General features: G+C 62.7%; 12 protein-coding genes. 9 read left to right on the top strand and 3 right to left on the bottom strand.

Annotated elements, in window-relative coordinates:
- The first annotated feature begins 279 nt into the window (after nucleotides 1-279).
- The 5 genes from ACMGGN_RS08400 (at nucleotide 280) to ACMGGN_RS08420 (ending at nucleotide 11,600) form a co-directional block, all read left to right on the top strand.
- Nucleotides 280-1,572 (top strand): MdtA/MuxA family multidrug efflux RND transporter periplasmic adaptor subunit, encoded by a 1,293-nt coding sequence (locus tag ACMGGN_RS08400; protein WP_414156662.1) that lies wholly within the window; start codon nucleotides 280-282, stop codon nucleotides 1,570-1,572.
- Nucleotides 1,569-4,667: an MdtB/MuxB family multidrug efflux RND transporter permease subunit gene (locus tag ACMGGN_RS08405; protein ID WP_115274685.1), complete on the top strand. Its 3,099-nt coding sequence runs from the start codon at nucleotides 1,569-1,571 to the stop codon at nucleotides 4,665-4,667. Before ACMGGN_RS08400 ends, ACMGGN_RS08405 begins: the two co-directional genes overlap by 4 nt.
- Nucleotides 4,664-7,771 (top strand): efflux RND transporter permease subunit, encoded by a 3,108-nt coding sequence (locus tag ACMGGN_RS08410; protein ID WP_046786090.1) that lies wholly within the window; start codon nucleotides 4,664-4,666, stop codon nucleotides 7,769-7,771. The genes ACMGGN_RS08405 and ACMGGN_RS08410 overlap by 4 nt, the downstream gene beginning before the upstream one ends.
- On the top strand, nucleotides 7,768-9,255 hold the full coding sequence (locus ACMGGN_RS08415) for an efflux transporter outer membrane subunit (protein ID WP_115274686.1): 1,488 nt from the start codon (nucleotides 7,768-7,770) through the stop codon (nucleotides 9,253-9,255). The genes ACMGGN_RS08410 and ACMGGN_RS08415 overlap by 4 nt, the downstream gene beginning before the upstream one ends.
- 257 nt (nucleotides 9,256-9,512) lie before the next feature.
- Nucleotides 9,513-11,600: a putative bifunctional diguanylate cyclase/phosphodiesterase gene (locus ACMGGN_RS08420; protein ID WP_414156663.1), complete on the top strand. Its 2,088-nt coding sequence runs from the start codon at nucleotides 9,513-9,515 to the stop codon at nucleotides 11,598-11,600.
- On the opposite strand, the gene ACMGGN_RS08425 is transcribed toward ACMGGN_RS08420, so the two are convergent.
- Complete coding sequence (locus ACMGGN_RS08425) at nucleotides 11,597-11,857, bottom strand: DUF1652 domain-containing protein (RefSeq protein ID WP_119687089.1); 261 nt, start codon at nucleotides 11,855-11,857, stop codon at nucleotides 11,597-11,599. The genes ACMGGN_RS08420 and ACMGGN_RS08425 overlap by 4 nt on opposite strands.
- Before the next feature lie 295 nt (nucleotides 11,858-12,152).
- On the opposite strand from ACMGGN_RS08425, the gene ACMGGN_RS08430 reads away from it, so the two are divergent.
- Nucleotides 12,153-13,382 carry a pyridoxal phosphate-dependent aminotransferase gene (locus tag ACMGGN_RS08430; RefSeq protein ID WP_115274688.1) on the top strand — a complete coding sequence of 410 codons (1,230 nt, stop codon included), beginning with the start codon at nucleotides 12,153-12,155 and terminating at the stop codon, nucleotides 13,380-13,382.
- 127 nt (nucleotides 13,383-13,509) lie between these two features.
- The gene (gene xerC / locus ACMGGN_RS08435) at nucleotides 13,510-14,424 is read left to right on the top strand and encodes a tyrosine recombinase XerC (RefSeq protein ID WP_174141144.1); all 915 of its coding nucleotides are present in this window, start codon (nucleotides 13,510-13,512) and stop codon (nucleotides 14,422-14,424) included.
- A 96-nt stretch (nucleotides 14,425-14,520) separates the two neighbouring features.
- On the opposite strand, the gene ACMGGN_RS08440 is transcribed toward xerC, so the two are convergent.
- Complete coding sequence (locus ACMGGN_RS08440) at nucleotides 14,521-15,711, bottom strand: type II secretion system F family protein (protein ID WP_046786094.1); 1,191 nt, start codon at nucleotides 15,709-15,711, stop codon at nucleotides 14,521-14,523.
- Between the two features lie 11 nt (nucleotides 15,712-15,722).
- Nucleotides 15,723-16,148 carry a type II secretion system major pseudopilin GspG gene (gspG, locus tag ACMGGN_RS08445; RefSeq protein ID WP_046786409.1) on the bottom strand — a complete coding sequence of 142 codons (426 nt, stop codon included), beginning with the start codon at nucleotides 16,146-16,148 and terminating at the stop codon, nucleotides 15,723-15,725.
- Between the two features lie 190 nt (nucleotides 16,149-16,338).
- Here gspG and ACMGGN_RS08450 point away from each other — a divergent pair, with 190 nt between their 5' ends.
- Together ACMGGN_RS08450 and ACMGGN_RS08455 are read left to right on the top strand one after the other, a co-directional pair.
- On the top strand, nucleotides 16,339-16,932 hold the full coding sequence (locus ACMGGN_RS08450; protein ID WP_046786095.1) for a lytic transglycosylase domain-containing protein: 594 nt from the start codon (nucleotides 16,339-16,341) through the stop codon (nucleotides 16,930-16,932).
- Between the two features lie 109 nt (nucleotides 16,933-17,041).
- Complete coding sequence (locus ACMGGN_RS08455) at nucleotides 17,042-18,502, top strand: ATP-binding protein (protein ID WP_115275537.1); 1,461 nt, start codon at nucleotides 17,042-17,044, stop codon at nucleotides 18,500-18,502.
- The last annotated feature ends 101 nt before the right edge of the window (nucleotides 18,503-18,603 follow it).

Here is an 18,603-nt window from a genome sequence, read left to right on the forward strand (position 1 = left end):
GGGGCCGCAAAGCGGCCCTAAATCGCTTAGCTGGCTGGCATTGAGCGTAACGAAGGCCTTTATCGAAGGTTTCGGCCTCGGAACTCTTCAGTACGCTGCCTCTCCAAGCAACACCCTGTAACGGCCCGGAACGCTTTCCGGGCCGTTTTCATTTAAAGTTCAGCCTCTTGGCAACGTCAGGCAAAGGTAAACCTCTGGTAAAGGGCCTTTGCTAAAAGAGTGCCAGTGCTTATCGTTCACCTTCCCAAGTCGTCATTCCGAACAAGGTTCGTTCAACCCATGCGAGTTTCCGTCTCCCGATCCCCTCGTCGCTGGCTCGTTGGCCTGCTGATCCTGCTGCTGGTGGCCCTGCTGGCCTGGTGGTTGTGGCCCGCTGCAACGTCTGCCCCAAAAGAAGCGGGCGGGGGGCGCCCGGGCAAGGGCATGGGCATCGGTATGGGCCGTCCCGGCTTCGGCGGCTCCACCGAAGCGGTGCCAGTGCGTGTGGAACCTGCACGGGTGGGCGACTTTCCGCTCTACTACAAGGCGCTTGGCACGGTTACCGCGACCAATACCGTCAACGTGCGTAGCCGTGTTGCCGGTGAGCTGGTGAAAATCCACTTCAAGGAGGGCCAGCAGGTCAAGGCTGGCGACTTGCTCGCCGAGATCGACCCGCGCGCCTACCGCATCGCGCTGCAGCAGGCCGAAGGCACGCTGGCGCAAAACCGGGCGCAGCTCAAGAACGCTCAAGTCGACCTGGCGCGCTATAAAGGCCTGTACGCCGAAGACAGCATCGCCAAACAGACGCTCGATACCTCCGAAGCCCAGGTGGCGCAGTTCCAGGGGCTGGTGAAAACCAACCAGGCTCAGGTCAATGATGCCCGCCTGAACCTTGATTTCACCCAGATCCGCGCGCCGATCAGTGGCCGGGTGGGCCTGCGTCAGCTCGACCTGGGCAACCTGGTGGCGGCCAATGACACTACCGCCCTGGTGGTCATCACCCAGACCGAACCGATCAGCGTTGCCTTCACCTTGCCGGAAACCGAGCTGACTACCGTGCTGGAACGTTACCGCAGCGGTGCCAGCCTGCCGGTCGAGGCCTGGGACCGCGGCGACAGCAAGCTGCAGTCCACTGGCGTGCTGGCCAGCATCGACAACCAGATAGACATCACCACCGGTACCCTGAAGTTCAAAGGCCGCTTCGAGAACAAGGACATGGCCCTGTTCCCCAACCAGTTCGTCAACGTGCGCCTGTTGGCCGACACCCTCAAGCAGGTCGTCATGGCACCGGCGGCGGCCATCCAGTTCGGCAACGACGGCACCTTCGCCTATGTCGTCACTGCCGACAACACGGTCAATGTGCGCAAGCTCAAGGTGGGCCCCAGTGACGGTGAGAACAGTGTGATCCTCGAAGGCCTCAAGGCCGGTGACCGCCTGGTGCTCGAAGGCACCGACCGCCTGCGCGAAGGTTCCAAGGTCGAAGTGGTCGAAGACAGCTCGCAAGTACCGGCCACCCCCGGCCAGCACCTGCAGGGGCAGGACGGCAAAGGCTCGGCCCAGACCGGTGAAACGGCAGGCAAGGCGGGCGCATGAACCTGTCGCGCCTGTTCATCCTTCGCCCGGTCGCCACCACGCTGAGCATGCTGGCCATCGTGCTGGCCGGCCTGATCGCGTACAAGCTGCTGCCGGTTTCGGCCTTGCCGCAGGTCGATTACCCGACCATCAGGGTCATGACCCTGTATCCGGGCGCCAGCCCGCAGGTGATGACCAGCGCCGTGACCGCGCCGCTCGAGCGCCAGTTCGGCCAGATGCCGGGCCTGACCCAGATGGCATCGACCAGTTCTGGCGGTGCCTCGGTGCTGACCCTGCGCTTCAGCCTGGACATGAACATGGACGTTGCCGAGCAGCAGGTACAGGCCGCGATCAACGCCGCCAGCAACCTGCTGCCCAGCGACCTGCCGGCACCACCTGTGTACAACAAGGTCAACCCTGCCGATACCCCGGTGTTGACCCTGGCCATTTCCAGCAAGACCATGCCGCTGCCCAAGCTCAACGACCTGGTCGACACCCGCGTGGCGCAGAAGCTCGCGCAGATCGGCGGCGTGGGCATGGTCAGCATCGCCGGTGGCCAGCGCCAGGCTGTACGCATCAAGGTCAACGTCGATGCGTTGGCCGCCAATGGTCTGAACCTCGATGACGTGCGTACCCTGGTTGGCGCCTCCAACGTCAACCAGCCCAAGGGCAACTTCGATGGCCCGACCCGGGTGTCGATGCTCGATGCCAATGACCAGCTGCGTTCCCCCGAGGAGTACGCCAACCTGATCCTGGCGTACAACAACGGTGCGCCGCTGCGCCTGAAGGACGTCGCCGAAATCGTCGACGGAGCCGAGAACGAACGCCTCGCTGCCTGGGCCAACCAGAACCAGGCGGTACTGCTGAACATCCAGCGCCAGCCCGGTGCCAATGTCATCGAGGTGGTCGACCGCATCAAGGACCTGCTGCCGTCGATCACCGACAACCTGCCCGCCGGCCTCGAGGTGTCGGTGCTGACCGACCGCACCCAGACCATCCGCGCCGCGGTCAAGGATGTGCAGCACGAACTGCTGATCGCCATCGTCCTGGTGGTGATGGTGACCTTCGTCTTCCTGCGCCGCATCAGTGCCACCATCATCCCGTCGATTGCCGTGCCGCTGTCGCTGATCGGCACCTTCGGCGTGATGTACCTGGCCGGCTTCTCGATCAACAACCTGACTTTGATGGCCCTGACCATCGCCACCGGTTTTGTGGTCGATGACGCCATCGTCATGCTGGAGAACATCTCGCGGCACATCGAGGAGGGCGAAACGCCCATGCAGGCTGCGCTCAAGGGCGCGCGGCAGATCGGTTTCACCCTGATCTCCCTGACCTTCTCGCTGATTGCCGTGCTCATCCCGCTGCTGTTCATGGCCGATGTGGTGGGCCGGCTGTTCCGCGAATTCGCCATCACGCTGGCGGTGGCTATCCTGATTTCCCTGGTGGTCTCGCTGACCCTGACACCCATGATGTGCGCACGCCTGCTCAAGCGTGAACCCAAAGAAGAAGAGCAAGGCCGTTTTTACCGAGCCAGTGGTGCCTGGATCGACTGGCTGATCGATTACTACGGCCGTGGCCTGCAATGGGTGCTCCGGCACCAGCCGCTGACCTTGCTGGTGGCGGTCGCCAGCCTGGCACTGACCGTTTTCCTGTACATGGTGGTGCCCAAGGGCTTCTTCCCGGTGCAGGACACCGGGGTGATCCAGGGTATCTCCGAAGCCCCGCAGTCCACCTCGTTCGCCGCCATGAGCGAACGCCAGCAGTCGCTGAGCACGATCATCCTGCAGGATCCGGCCGTGCAGAGCCTGTCGTCCTACATCGGCGTGGACGGTGACAATGCCACGCTCAACAGTGGCCGTCTGCTGATCAACCTCAAACCCCACGGCGAGCGCGACGTGACGGCCGGCGAGGTGATCAGCCGCTTGCAGCCTCAGCTCGACAAGCTGGTCGGCATCCGCCTGTTCATGCAGCCGGTGCAAGACCTGAGCATCGAGGATCGGGTCAGCCGCACGCAGTACCAGTTCAGCCTGTCCTCGCCCGACGCCGACCTGCTCGCGCAGTGGAGCGGCAAGCTGGTCAATGCGCTGCAACAGCGGCCGGAACTGCAGGATGTGGCCAGCGACCTTCAAGACAAGGGGCTGCAGGTGTACCTGGTGATCGACCGTGACATGGCCAGCCGCCTGGGCATCGATGTGTCGCAAATCACCAACGCCCTGTATGACGCCTTCGGCCAGCGGCAGATCTCGACCATCTATACCCAGGCCAGCCAGTACCGGGTGGTGCTGCAGTCGCGCGATGCAGCAAGCATCGGCCCACAGGCGCTGGAGTCGATCCACGTCAAGGCCAGTGACGGTGGTCAGGTACGCCTGTCGGCACTGGCGCGCATCGAGCAGCGTCAGGCGCAGCTGGCGATTTCACACATCGGCCAGTTCCCCGCGGTGATGATGTCGTTCAACCTGGCGCATGGTGCGTCGCTGGGCGAAGCGGTCAAGGTGATCGAGCAGGTCCAGCAGGAAATCGGCATGCCCATCGGCGTGCAGACCCGCTTCCAGGGCGCTGCCGAGGCCTTCCAGGCGTCCCTGTCGAGCACCTTGCTGCTGATCCTTGCCGCCGTGGTGACCATGTACATCGTGCTCGGCGTGCTGTACGAGAGCTACATTCACCCGATCACCATCCTCTCGACCTTGCCGTCGGCGGCGGTCGGTGCCTTGCTGGCGTTGATCCTCAGCGGCAACGACCTGGGCATGATCGCCATCATTGGCATCATTCTGCTCATCGGCATCGTCAAGAAGAACGCGATCATGATGATCGACTTCGCCCTCGAGGCCGAGCGCAACCAAGGCATGAGCCCGCACGACGCGATCTACCAGGCGGCGCTGCTGCGCTTCCGGCCGATCCTGATGACCACCCTGGCTGCGCTGTTCGGCGCAGTACCGCTGATGCTGGCCACAGGTTCCGGTGCCGAGTTGCGCCAGCCGCTGGGGCTGGTCATGGTCGGCGGCTTGCTGGTAAGCCAGGTGCTGACCCTGTTCACAACGCCGGTCATCTACCTGTACTTCGACCGCTTGGCACGGCGCTGGCGCCCAGCCGCTGACACCACGCAGGCCGAGGCATGAACCTGTCCGGCCCTTTCATTCGCCGGCCTGTGGCGACCATGCTGCTGAGCCTGGCAATCATGCTGCTTGGTGGCGTCAGCTTCGGCCTGCTGCCGGTTTCGCCGTTGCCGCAGATGGACTTCCCGGTGATCGTGGTTCAAGCCAACCTGGCTGGCGCCAGCCCCGAGGTGATGGCCTCCACGGTAGCCACGCCGCTGGAACGCAAGCTTGGCAGTATCGCCGGTGTCACCACCCTGACCAGTAGCTCCAACCAGGGCTCGACCCGGGTAATCATCGGCTTCGAGCAAGGCCGGGACATCGACGGCGCCGCGCGCGAGGTGCAGGCGGCGATCAACGCCACCCGCAACCTGCTGCCCAGCGGCATGCGCAGCATGCCGACCTACAAGAAGCTCAACCCGTCGCAGGCGCCGATCATGGTGCTGTCGTTGACCTCTGATGTGCTGCAGAAAGGCCAGTTGTACGATCTGGCTGACACCATCCTGTCGCAGAGCCTGGCTCAGGTAAGTGGGGTAGGGGAAGTGCAGATCGGCGGCAGTTCGCTGCCGGCTGTGCGCATTTCCGTCGAGCCGCAACTGCTCAACCAGTACAGCCTGTCCCTGGACGAAGTGCGCACTGCGGTGGCCAACGCCAACCAGCGCCGGCCGATGGGTTTCGTCGAGGACAGCGAGCGCAACTGGCAGGTACGGGCCAACGACCAGCTGGAAAAAGCCAAGGATTACGAACCGATCGTGATCCGGCAGCAGAACGGTACGATACTGCGCCTGTCCGACGTGGCGACCATCACAGACAGCGTCGAGAACCGCTACAACAGCGGCTTTTTCAACGATCAGAGTGCCGTGCTGCTGGTGGTCAACCGTCAGATCGGCGCCAACATCATCGAGACCGTCGACCAGATCCACGCGCAGTTGCCGGCCCTGCAGTCGCTGCTGCCGGCCAGCGTGCAACTGAACGTGGCCATGGACCGTTCGCCGGTCATCAAGGCCACCCTCAAGGAAGCCGAGCACACACTGCTGATCGCCGTGGTGCTGGTGATCCTCGTGGTCTACCTGTTCCTCGGCAGCCTGCGCGCCTCGTTGATCCCCAGCCTGGCGGTACCGGTATCGCTGGTGGGGACCTTCGCGGTGATGTACCTGTGCGGTTTTTCGCTGAACAACCTGTCGCTGATGGCGTTGATCCTGGCCACAGGCCTGGTGGTGGACGATGCCATCGTGGTGCTGGAAAACATTTCGCGGCATATCGAGGACGGCCAGCCGCCGATGCGTGCGGCGTTCCTCGGCGCCAAGGAAGTCGGCTTCACCTTGCTGTCGATGAACGTCTCGCTGGTAGCGGTGTTCGTTTCGATCCTGTTCATGGGCGGCATCGTGCGCAACCTGTTCCAGGAGTTCTCGATTACCCTGGCGGCGGCGATCATCGTCTCGCTGGTGGTTTCGCTGACCCTCACCCCGATGCTCTGTGCCCGTTGGCTCAAGCCCCACCGCGCCGAACAGACGCGCCTGCAGCGCTGGAGCGACAATGTGCACAAGCGCATGGTCCAAGGTTACGATCGCAGCCTGAGTTGGGCCCTTCGCCACAAGCGCCTGACCTTGATCAGCCTGTTGGCGACCATCGGCCTGAACATCGTGCTGTATGTGGTCGTGCCGAAAACGCTGATCCCGCAGCAGGACACCGGCCAGCTGATGGGCTTCATCCGCGGTGACGACGGGCTGTCGTTCACCGTGATGCAGCCGAAGATGGAAATCTACCGCCGTGCCTTGCTGGCCGACCCGGCCGTGCAGAGTGTTGCCGGTTTCATTGGTGGCAACAGTGGTACCAACAACGCCATGGTGCTGGTGCGCCTGAAGCCGATCAGCGAGCGCAAGATCGATGCGCAGCAGGTCATCGAGCGTTTGCGCAAGGAAATGCCCAAGGTCCCTGGCGGACGGCTGTTCCTGATGGCTGACCAGGACCTGCAACTGGGCGGCGGTGGCCGTGACCAGACCTCGTCGCAGTACCTGTACACCCTGCAGAGCGGCGATCTGGCAGCGTTGCGCCAGTGGTTCCCCAAGGTGGTCGCAGCCATGCGCGCGCTGCCCGAGCTGACCGCCATCGATGCTCGCGACGGCTCCGGTACCCAGCAGGTGACACTGGTAGTCGATCGCGACCAGGCCAAGCGCCTGGGTATCGACATGGACATGGTCACCACCGTTCTGAACAACGCTTACAGTCAACGGCAGATCTCGACCATCTACGACAGCCTCAACCAGTACCAGGTGGTGCTGGAAATCAACCCAAAATACGCCTGGGACCCAAGCAGCCTGGAGCAGGTGCAGGTGATCACCAGTGACGGGGCGCGTGTGCCCTTGTCGACCATCGCCCATTACGAGAACAGCCTGGCAAACGACCGGGTCAGCCATGAGGGCCAGTTCGCTGCCGAAGACATCGCCTTCGACGTTGCCGAAGGCTACAGCCCCGACCAGGCCATGGCGGCGGTGGAGCGGGCGGTGGCCAAGCTGGGCCTGCCCGAGGAGGTGATTGCCAAGCTGGGCGGCACGGCAGACGCCTTCGCCAAGACCCAGCAGGGCCAGCCGTTCATGATTCTTGGCGCGTTGGTGCTGGTGTATCTGGTGCTGGGCATACTGTATGAAAGCTACATTCACCCGCTGACCATCCTTTCGACCTTGCCTTCGGCTGGCGTCGGTGCCTTGCTTGCGCTCTATGTCACCGGGGGCGAATTCAGCCTGATATCCCTGCTGGGCCTGTTCCTGCTGATTGGCGTGGTGAAGAAGAACGCCATCCTGATGATCGACCTGGCGCTGCAACTGGAGCGCCATCAGGGGCTGACACCGGAAGAGTCGATCCGCCGTGCCTGCCTGCTGCGCCTGCGGCCGATCCTGATGACCACGCTGGCGGCCATGCTCGGCGCCTTGCCACTGCTGCTCAGCCGCGCCGAGGGTGCGGAAATGCGCCAACCGCTGGGCCTGACCATCATTGGCGGCCTGGTCTTCAGCCAAGTCCTGACCCTGTATACGACGCCGGTGGTGTACCTGTACCTCGACCGCCTGCGCCACCGATTCAACCATTGGCGCGGCGTGCGCACCGATGCCGCTCTGGATACCCCGCTATGAATTTTGCCCAGTCCCCACTCCATCGCGCCCTGCAACTGCTGACCCGCGGGCGTGGCTCACGCCTGGTCGGTGCCGGTCTGTGTGCGGCGCTGCTAAGCGCCTGTACCCTGAGCCCGGACTACCATCGCCCGGAGCTGAGCACACCGGCGCAGTTCAAACAGGCCGAGGGCTGGACCCAGGCCAACCCGTCCGATGCCATCGCCCGTGGCGCCTGGTGGGAAATCTATGGTGACGCGGGGCTCAACGCTCTGGTCGAGGAGCTCAACCGCAGCAATCAGAGTGTGGCGCAGGCCGAAGCCCAGTACCGCCAGGCCCAAGCGCTGGTGCGCAGTAGCCGTGCGTCGTTGTTCCCAAGCCTGGACCTGACCACCAGCAAGAACCGCTCGGCCCAGGGCACAGGCAGTTCGAGCTCCAGCCTTTCCAACAACAGCAGCGGTATTCGCAACACTTACAACGCGCAGCTTGGCGTGAGCTGGGAAATCGACCTGTGGGGCAAGTTGCGCGAGACCATGAACGCCAACGAGGCCAGTGCTCAAGCGAGCTTCGCCGACCTCGCCGCGATCCGCCTCAGCCAGCAGTCTGAGCTGGTGCAGAATTACCTGCAGTTGCGCGTAATCGATGAGCAGAAGCGCCTGCTGGAAGCCACCGTCGCGACGTATGAACGTTCGTTGCGCATGACCCAGAACCAGTACCGTGCAGGCGTCTCGGGCCCCGACGCAGTGGCCCAGGCACGTACCCAGCTCAAGACTACCCAAGCCGACCTGATAGATCTGGTCTGGCAGCGTGCACAGTTCGAAAACGCCATTGCCGTGCTACTGGGCAAGGCACCCGCCGAGTTTGCCCTCGCCGACAGCAAAAGCATCCCGGCCTTGCCGCAGATTCCGGTAAGCCTGCCGTCGCAACTGCTGGAGCGCCGCCCGGACATCGCTTCGGCCGAGCGCAACGTGATGGCGGCCAACGCCAACATCGGCGTGGCACGGGCCGCCTATTTCCCTGACTTGAGCCTGAGCATGAGCGGTGGTTATTCCAGCAGTACCTTCAATGACTGGATTCAGTTGCCCAATCGTTACTGGTCGGTAGGGCCGCAACTGGCGCTGACACTCTTCGATGCCGGCAAGCGCAGCGCCGAGGTTGACCGCACTGTCGCGGTATACGACCAGACCGTGGCGCAGTACCGCCAGACCGTGCTCGACGGCTTCAAGGAGGTCGAGAATTACCTGGTGCAACTCAAGGTTTACGGCGAAGAGGCGCTCGTGCGCCAGGAAGCTCTGGATGCCGCGCGTGAGTCGTTGCGCCTGACCGACAACCAGTACAGGGCCGGGCTGATCGGCTATCTGGACGTGGTCAATGTACAGACCACGGCGCTGAGCAATGAGCGCAGTGTGTTGAACCTGTTACAGGGGCGTCTGGTGGCCAGTGTGCAGCTGATCGCTGCGTTGGGCGGCGGCTGGGATGCCGGGCAAGCGTTTGCCAGTCAGGAGTGAAGGCGCGGTCTAGTGTCGAAAAAATGCCCGCTCAGGCATGAGCCAACATCTTTTTTCACCTGCCCTTCAGGCGCGACAAAAGCCGACCAATGGCAATTTGATGTCAGTGGTTCGCCGGGGGGCTCTATCGCGGGGCTGGTGGACTCTCGCAGATAATTACAGATCCATTTGAGCGCTCAGAAATCCCGTGCGTTTCGCCAAAGCTTGAGTACAATCGTCGGCTTTTTCGGGCCCCTGTCCCGTCGCTGGAACTCTCAATGCTGACCGGTAGTTACTCTGCTTCGCTGGTGCTGATTTCACTGTGCGTGGCCATCCTAGCCTCCTATACCGCCCTCGACCTGACCGGCCGCATCGCTACCGCCCAGGGCAGGGCGGTGCACCTGTGGATGGGCGGTGGGGCGCTGGCGATGGGTACCGGCGTCTGGTCGATGCACTTCATCGGCATGCTCGCCTTCAGCCTGCCGGTCGAACTGGGCTATGACATTGGCCTGACCGCCTTCTCATTACTGATCGCCGTGCTGTCTTCGGGGTTTGCCCTATGGCTGGTTAGCCAACCGAGCCTGCCGTGGCTGCAACTGGCGTTTGGCGCACTTTTCATGGGGGCCGGCATCAGTTGCATGCATTACACCGGCATGGCGGCGTTGCGTATGCTGCCGGGCATTGACTACGACCCAACGCTGTTCGGTGCCTCGTTGGCGATCGCGGTGGGCGCTTCGGCGGCAGCGTTGTGGATAGCCTTCCTGCTGCGTCAGCATACCCCTTACGTTCGCCAGATCCGCGGACTGGCGGCTGTGCTGATGGGCGTCGCCATCGTCGGCATGCACTACACCGGCATGGCCGCAGCCAACTTCCCCCAAGGCAGTTTCTGCGGCGCGCTGGCAGGCGGGTTGCAAGGTGACGGGCTGGTCTATCTGGTTCTGATCACTACCCTGGCGGTGCTCGCAGTGGCCTTGCTGACCTCGGTGCTCGATGCTCGCCTGGAGGCACGCACTGCGGAGCTTGCGCGTTCGCTGACCCTCGCCAACCAGGAACTCACCCAGCTGGCGCTGCATGACACGCTGACCGGCCTGCCCAACCGCACGCTGCTTTCTGACCGTATCGAGCAGGCGATCGGCAAGGTGGCGGAGCAGGGCGGCTGTTTTGCGCTGATGTTCATCGACCTGGACGGCTTCAAACCGGTCAATGATGCGTTTGGTCACCATGTGGGCGACCTGCTGCTCAAGGCAGTGGCAACACGCTTGCGCGGCCACTTGCACAGCCAGGACACATTGGCGCGCATTGGCGGTGATGAGTTTGTGTTGCTGGTGGAACTGCAGGAGCCCGCGGATGCCATGGATGTGGCAGCCAAACAGGTCAACCTGGTGTCGCGGGCGTTCCGCGTGGCCGAGCATGACCTGCAATTGACGGCGAGTCTGGGCATTGTCCTGTACCCGGGTAATGGCCAAGACCAGCTGGAGTTGCTGCGCAACGCGGATGCTGCCATGTATCACGCCAAGAGCGCCGGCAAGAATGGCTACAGCTTCTTCGATGCTTCCATGAACAGCAACGCCCGCCAGCAGCTGCAGCTGCTGCAGGACCTGCGCATGGCCCTGGAGCAACGCCAGTTCCGCCTGCATTACCAGCCCAAGTTCGCCGCGCAGGCTTGCCAGCCGATCGGCGCTGAGGCCTTGTTGCGCTGGCAGCATCCGCAGCACGGGCTGCTGCTGCCGGACCGCTTCATTGGCCTGGCGGAAAAAACCGGCCTGATCATCCCGATTGGCGAATGGGTGCTGGACGAGGCCTGCCGGCAGATGCGCCAGTGGCTTGATCAGGGGTATGAAAACTGGCGCATGGCGGTCAACTTGTCCGCGATCCAGTTCTGCCATGCCGGCCTGGTTGACAGCGTTGCCCGCGCCCTGCGCGAGAACGGTTTGCCGGCCAACCGCCTGACGCTGGAAATCACCGAAACGACGGCAATGCACGATGCCGATGCCAGCCTGGCAGTCTTGCAGCGCCTGTCCGATATGGGCGTGGACCTGTCCATCGATGACTTTGGTACCGGCTACTCGAGCCTGATGTACCTCAAGCGCTTACCCGCCAATGAGCTGAAGATCGACCGAGGTTTCGTCCGTGACCTGGAGCAGGACAGCGACGATGCAGCCATTGTTTCGGCCATCGTTGCATTGGGCCAGGCGTTGGGCTTGCGTATTGTTGCCGAGGGCGTGGAGACCGGCGGGCAGCAGGATTTCCTGACCCGTCTGGGCTGTGATTCGCTACAGGGTTACCTGCTGGGCCAGCCGGTACCGGCCGAGCAGTTCATGGGGACATTGCAGGTATTGCGCAAAAGCCCCGAGGCGGTCGCCTAGCTGGCGTCACGCAGGGCGAGAACCGGTAAGAAAGCATCCATTTCAGCTTCTACCGCCTCAATGATACGTTCGACATCGGCTGCCGCCATTATCGCAGTGCAGGGGATGCCAGCGATCGCCAGCAAGGTTTCGCCCGTGGCACGGTCGAACAGGCGGGCGATCATGCTGCGTGGCGCATCCATGGTGGCCTCGAAGCCCAGCGGGTGGAAGTGCCAGCGCATCACCTGGCAGGCGTTGGGGAACGTCATCTTGTTCATGCCAGCCTCCTTGTCCGTACCCGGACGCGGTGAACGGGGCGCCGCGAGCGCGGCCGTCGGGAAACTAAAGATAGCATCCGTCAGGCTGGTGTTCTGCCGAAAAAACGATAAATGCACCTACGCTTGACCCCGGTCACAAACATGGCTCCTTCGCCGTTTGGCGGCAAATGGCCAAGCAAACGTTTTCGTTGGCGGGTGTTGCCAGAGCTGCAGAAGGGTTCTGCTATTTTTAACCTCATTCGGCGCACAGCGTTTTCAGACCAGCGGTGCGAGTTGGGCAGACAGGGAGACAGTCATGCGCTATTCCACGCTCACCCAACGCATTGCCGGTGATGGCGCTGCTGCCTGGGATATCCACTACCAGGCACAGGCCCTGCGTCGCGAAGGGCGCGAAATCTTCCTGCTGTCGGTGGGCGATCCTGACTTCGATACGCCAACGGCCGTTGTCGAAGCTGCGGTCTTCAGCCTTCGCCGCGGCGACACCCACTACAGTGATGTGCGTGGCAACCTTGCGCTGCGCCAGGCGATTGCACGCCGTGGTGGCCCTGAGGTCAGTGTCGAGCAGGTGATGGTGCTCGCTGGCGCACAGTGTGCGTTGTATGCGGTCTGCCAATGCCTGTTTGGAGCGGGGGACGAAGTGATCGTCGCCGAGCCCATGTATGTCACTTACCACGCTGTATTCGGCGCTTGCGGGGCGCAACCGGTACAGGTGGCGGTAAGCCCGGAGCAGGGCTTTCGGCTCGACCCGCAAGCCGTGGCGCAAGCAATAACCCCGCGTACCCGAGGGCTGCTGCTGAACACACCGCACAATCCGACCGGCAGCGCCATCTCCCCTGAGGACATGGTGCAACTCGCGCAGCTTTGTCGCGACCATGATCTTTGGCTGGTGTGCGACCAGGTCTACAGTGGCCTGCTGTACGACGGCCAAGCGGTTGCCCCGGCGCAAATGCCCGGCATGCGCGAGCGTTGCGTGATCATCGACAGTGTGTCCAAGTCGCATGCGATGAGCGGCTGGCGCGTGGGGTGGGTGGTCGGCCCCCCGGCGCTGATCGCGCACTTGGCCAATCTGGCAATGGCCATGCTGTTTGGCTTGCCGGAGTTTGTCATGCAGGGGGCCTGCGTAGCGCTGGAGCAGAACCTGCTTGCGGTACAACAGATGCGCGAGGCCTATCGTCAGCGGCGTGATCTGGTGTGCAGGGCCCTGCGCGATTGCCCCGGGGTGCGCCCTCACCGGCCGGCGGGCGGCATGTTCGTGATGCTTGATATCCGCGAAACCGGGCTGAGCGCCCAGGCTTTCGCCCAGCGGCTGTTGATTGAGGAGGGCGTTTCACTGCTGCCGGGCGATGCATTCGGGCCCAGCGCAACGGGACATGTGCGCATGGGGCTGGTGCTTGCGGTCGAACAGTTGGAAGAAGTGTGCTGCCGCATCGCTGCCTGCGCCAGGCGTGTACTGGCCGAGCAGGCCGCCAGGGATATCGAAGGTGAAGCCGAGGATTGCCGAGTTGGACACGAGGCCTACCAGTGATAGCCTATGTGCCCCCATTTCAGCTCATGTCAGTGGCCAAGATCCCTGATCTTCAAGGCAATGACGCAGGCCGCTTTACGCCTGGAGGGCCCGATGGCGCTCCGGGCTTCGCTACAGGATTCACGTTTTGTCCGACCTTTCGCAAAATCCGCTGCTGCAGTACCTCGCCAGGCTGGCGCCTTCCAGCCAGCAAACCATGCGCTACATCTTGCAAGACGCTGCCGACCGGCTGGGTTTCATTGATTGCAACCTCGCCGATGTGCCATGGCACAAGCTTGAGCCGGGACATGTGATCGGCCTGGTTGCAGCACTGCGCACCGATGGCTATGCGCCCAACAGTTCGTCGCTTTATGTCAACGCAATACGCGGCGTGATGAATGAAGCCTGGCGCCAGGGCCTGATCGATCATGAGCAGTTGCTGCGTATTCGTGAGGTCAAGCCGGCAACCGGCAGCCGCCTGCCGCCAGGGCGCAACCTGCGCCGTAGCCTGATTCGCGAATTGATGGATGTCTGCACCGCCGATCCGCGCCCGCAGGGTGTTCGTGATGCGGCGATCATCGCGCTGCTGTATGGCACCGGCATGCGCAAATCGGAGTCGGTGGACATCGACCTGGAGCAAGTCGACTTCCAGGCGCGCAGCCTGCAGGTGCTGGGCAAAGGCAACCGGCAACTGATCAAGTATGCGCCGCCCTGGGCCTTCGAAAAACTGCAGGCCTGGCTTGATCTGCGTCGACAATCACTGCCAGAGGGCACCTCGGACGACCCCTTCCTGTTCAACCGCATCCGCCGTGGCAACCACATTACCCGTGCGCGCATCACCAAACATGCGATTTACTACATCGCCCGTCAGCGCGGGGCGCAGGTGGGGGTGAAGATCATGCCGCATGATTTTCGCCGGGCGTTCATCACCCGGGTGATCGAAGAGCACGACCTGTCGATCGCGCAGAAGCTGGCGCATCACGCCAACATCCAGACCACTGCCAGCTACGATCGGCGCGATGACAATGAGCGGCGGCGGGCGGTGGACCGGTTCGACTATTGAGCGAGCGGGTTCACCCATCAGGCCAGCACCGTGTCAGATGGCACCAGCCGCGCCGTTGATCGTCGACAAGCCGGCCGTCAACGCGGTCGGTGACGGCTAGTGGATACTCGACGCCAGCTCGAAGATCGGCATGTACATCAGAATGACGATCACCCCGATCAGCAACCCGATGAAGGTCATCAGCAGCGGTTCAAACAGCTTCACGAACCACTCTACCCAGCGCCCTATTTCCTGGTCATGAAAGTCTGCGCAGCGTTCAAGCATCTCGCCCAGGTTCCCCGATTGCTCACCTGCCCGCAGCAAGCGCAGCGACACTGGCGTGACCAACTGCCCGGCTTCCAGCGCTTGCGACAACGGCAGGCCTTCACCCACCCCGCGACTGGCCTGCTCCAGGCCTTGTGCCGCAGCGCTTCCCAGCAGCCCGCGGGCCATGCCCATGGCCGTCAGGATGGGTATGCCGCCTTGCAGCAGAATGCCCAGCGAGCGATAGAAACGCGCCAGCTCATACATCATCAGGCGCTGATGCAAGGCTGGCATTCGCCGTATCTGGCGCGACACCCAACGCCGCAGAACGGGGTTACGCCGCAGCAGCACCAAGGCGCCGATGCCGCCTGCCGTTGCCAGGGCCAGGGGCAACTGTTGAGCATGCAGGAACAGGCCGATCTGCATCAGCATGCGCGAAAGCCAGGGCAGTTCGCTGCCCATGCCCTCGAACACCAGGCTGAAGCGTGGCACCACGTAGCCGAGCAGGAACAGCACGACGCCACCGCCCACCAGTAGCAGTAGCAGCGGGTAGACCGAAGCCCCCACCAGTTTTTGCCGGACCAGATCCAAGCGCTGCCGGTATCCGATATAGCGGTGCAGGGCGTCGCCAAGCGCCCCGGTACGCTCGCTGGACTGCACCAGGGCCACGTATAGCGGCGGGAATATCCGCGGCTGCTGGGCCAGGGCCTGGGACAGCGAGCGGCCTTCGTACAACTGGCCAACCAGCGCCGCCAGCACTTTACGGGTTGCCGCGGTCGGGGCTTTTTCCGCAAGGCTTTCCAGGGCATCGATCAAGGGTAGGCCGGCATGCAGCAGCGTGGTCAGTTCCTGACTGAAGAGCAACAGGTCAAAGGCGACCTGGCGTCGCCAGGGCACACCGACCAGAGTGCCGCCTTGGCTGCGTACGCTGACGACACGCAGGCCCTGGTCTTCCACTTTGCGCCGAGCCTGTTCGGCATCCTCGGCATCGATGTGCAATTGAACCACGCCCTCTCTACCCAGGGCCTTGAGGCTGTAGCGCATGGCCTTGCTCCTCATTGCCAACTGGTAATTTCGGCGTTTTCACCATCGCCACCGGGCTGGCCGTCCTTGCCCATGGACAGCAAGTCGTACTCGCCGCCGTTTTCACCTGGCTGGCGGTAGATGTAGGCACGGCCCCACGGGTCCTGTGGAATTGCTTTCTGCAGGTAAGGGCCTGACCAGCGGGCTTCGCCACTGGGGGCGGCAACCAGTGCCTGCAAGCCCTGCTCACTGTTGGGGTAGTGGCCGATTTCCAGGCGATAAAGGTCCAAGGCCTTGCCCAGCCCTTCGATCTGCGCCCGTGCCACCTTGGCCTCGGAACGGCCCAGCTGGCTGAAGTACTTGGGCGCGACGATACCGGCCAACAAGCCGAGCACCACCAGGACCACCAGAAGTTCGAGCAGGGTGAAGCCACATTGGCGATTGGGTTTGCGCTGCATGGTGAAGCCCTCCTGCATGGGGACATGCCTTTTCAGGTTTTCATCTGCCATGCAACAGCCGTGCACGTCTGCCTCGGGGCCTTGCGCCATGCGCCATGGCAAGCGGCACAGTGCTTGCGTCGTAGCAGAAAAGCCCGGGTTTTCCGGGGTATTTCCCCCATATCGGGGGCACGGCGGGGAGGCGACCGACATGCGTGGAATTATCCTGGGGCTGATCTGGCTGGCTGGGGCTACCGCCCAGGCTGATGTGTACATTGCCATCGATGACAAGGGCGGTTACGTGCTGACCAACGTCCACCGGCCCGGGCGCAACTATGAACGGGTCATTCGCGAACCGGTTGCGCAGGCTGGCCCGGCCAATGCGCAATTGATCACCGGGCGGCCCTACGCCGACCTGGTGGCAGCAGCGGCGCGCATGCACAACGTGCCGCAGGCATTGCTGCATGCGCTGATCAAGGCAGAATCGGGGTACAACCCAAAGGCCCGCTCGGCCGCCGGGGCGCTTGGGCTGATGCAACTGATGCCGGGTACGGCGAAGGAGATGGGTGTTGAGGATGTGCTTGATCCGGAGGACAACGTGCAGGGCGGGGCTCGCTACCTCAAACGCATGCTGAACCTGTTCGACAACGACATCACCCTGGCCGTGGCCGCCTACAATGCCGGCCCGGATGCTGTGCGCCGACGTGGCGCGGTGCCGCCCTTCGCCGAAACCCGACGGTATGTGCCCAATGTGCTGCGCGAATACCGCAAGTTACAGGGGCTGGCAGCGGACTCGCCGTTGTGATGGGCACCTGATGGCAGGCAGCCTTGCATCGGCCTTGCGAAAATCAATGCCATGGGTTCCCCAACTCTGGGCTATAACCTTTCAAAGGTGCTCAGCAGTGGTAGCCGCCATGGACATCGCCTCCCGTTCCGACCCACTCGAGTCACCCGCCAGCCCTGACGCTGGCACGTCGCGCAAGCCGTTCAACCTCCTGCGTTGGTACGCCTGGGTCAGCCTGGCCATCATCCTGTCGGTGGCCGCCGGCCTGGGGTTGATATCCAGCCGTTTCATCATCGACGAAAGCGTCGAGCGTGACGCGCTGCTTACCGCGCAGTTCATCACCTCGATCGCCGACGCTGAAGTACGACATGTGGCGATCCCCAATGTGCGCACCATGGGCGAACTGCTGGACCCGCGTACGGACCTTGATCCTTTGCCAGGCGTTGACCCTGTGGCGCGGCGCAAGGCCCGCGGCGAATTCCTTGACCACATCGCGCACTTGCCAGACATGCTGCTGGCCAACATCTATGCCCCGGACCGCACAGTGATCTGGTCGAGCAATCCGGCGCTGACGGGCAAGCTGATTCAGGGCGATGACGACCTGGATCGGGCGTTCGAGCACAAAATGCGGGTCTCGGCCAGTTACCACGGCTTCGAAGAGGCCCGCTCCGAGCAGAAGTTCGTGACGCCACCTGAGCAGTTGTTCATCGAGAACTACATTCCGCTGTTCGACGCAGATGGCGAACACGTCGTAGCGATGGTGGAGATATACAAGGAACCCCATGACCTGATCGTGCGCATCGAACATGGCCTGGTCCTCATCTGGCTGGCCACCACGGTGGGTGCCGGGGTGGTCTACATCGGCCTGTACGGCATCATGCGCCGCGCCGCCCGGGTGATGGCGGTGCAACAGAAGCGGCTGATCAGCAATGAAACCTACGTGGCCCTTGGCGAGGTGTCCTCGGCCGTGGCGCACAGCTTGCGCAATCCGTTGGCCAGTATCCGCTCCAGCGCCGAACTGGCTCAGGTGTACGACGAAGGGCCGGCGCAGCGCAATATCAACGAGATCATCAGCCAGGTCGACCGCATGTCGCAGTGGATCCGCCAGTTGCTGCAGTCGCTGCGGCCACTGGATGACAAGACGATACCGGTCGACCTTCCCCAAGTCCTGCAGGACAGCTTGCAGACCTTTGCCATAGCGCTGGCACGCAGTGGCGTGACTCTGGACCTGAAGCCGCTTCCGGCACTGCAGGTGATGGGACAGCCGGAATTGCTCGGGCAGATTTTCAACAGCCTGATCGCCAACGCTCTGGAGTCGATGGAGCAGGGTGGGCGGCTGCGTGTCGAGGTGGTGAAGCAGGACAGGCGCAGCGTCACCCTGCGCCTGACCGACACCGGAAAAGGCATGAATGAACAGCAGCAGCGCATGGCGTTCAAGCCCTTCTTCACAACCAAACAAGGTGGGCTGGGGGTGGGGTTGGTACTGGTCAGACGGATCATGGAGCGTTTCGGTGGGTCGGTTCGGTTGAGTAGCCGCGAAGGCCTTGGCACTCAGGTTTCGCTCAACTTTCGGCTTGCGCGAGCTTCGTAGAAATCTAGAAGTAGACGCTAAGATATTGTTCTAAAAGAACATTTTATTATTGGGTACAAATTCCCCAAAACTGGGGGATCTATTCTAGATTAAGGATTAGA

The sequence above is a fragment of the Pseudomonas sp. BNK-30 genome (genome assembly GCF_047456185.1).
GTDB classification, from domain to species: Bacteria; Pseudomonadota; Gammaproteobacteria; order Pseudomonadales; family Pseudomonadaceae; genus Aquipseudomonas; species Aquipseudomonas putida_E.

Bases quoted from the DNA above. Each gene is read 5' to 3' on its own strand.
- ACMGGN_RS08420 (WP_414156663.1), top strand. From the start codon at position 9,513: ATGCTGACCGGTAGTTACTCTGCTTCGCTGGTGCTGATTTCACTGTGC.
- ACMGGN_RS08430 (WP_115274688.1), top strand. From the start codon at position 12,153: ATGCGCTATTCCACGCTCACCCAACGCATTGCCGGTGATGGCGCTGCT.
- ACMGGN_RS08415 (WP_115274686.1), top strand. From the start codon at position 7,768: ATGAATTTTGCCCAGTCCCCACTCCATCGCGCCCTGCAACTGCTGACC.
- ACMGGN_RS08405 (WP_115274685.1), top strand. From the start codon at position 1,569: ATGAACCTGTCGCGCCTGTTCATCCTTCGCCCGGTCGCCACCACGCTG.
- ACMGGN_RS08440 (WP_046786094.1), bottom strand. From the start codon at position 15,711: ATGCGCTACAGCCTCAAGGCCCTGGGTAGAGAGGGCGTGGTTCAATTG.
- ACMGGN_RS08410 (WP_046786090.1), top strand. From the start codon at position 4,664: ATGAACCTGTCCGGCCCTTTCATTCGCCGGCCTGTGGCGACCATGCTG.
- ACMGGN_RS08450 (WP_046786095.1), top strand. From the start codon at position 16,339: ATGCGTGGAATTATCCTGGGGCTGATCTGGCTGGCTGGGGCTACCGCC.
- ACMGGN_RS08400 (WP_414156662.1), top strand. From the start codon at position 280: ATGCGAGTTTCCGTCTCCCGATCCCCTCGTCGCTGGCTCGTTGGCCTG.
- ACMGGN_RS08455 (WP_115275537.1), top strand. From the start codon at position 17,042: ATGGACATCGCCTCCCGTTCCGACCCACTCGAGTCACCCGCCAGCCCT.
- ACMGGN_RS08425 (WP_119687089.1), bottom strand. From the start codon at position 11,857: ATGAACAAGATGACGTTCCCCAACGCCTGCCAGGTGATGCGCTGGCAC.
- gspG (WP_046786409.1), bottom strand. From the start codon at position 16,148: ATGCAGCGCAAACCCAATCGCCAATGTGGCTTCACCCTGCTCGAACTT.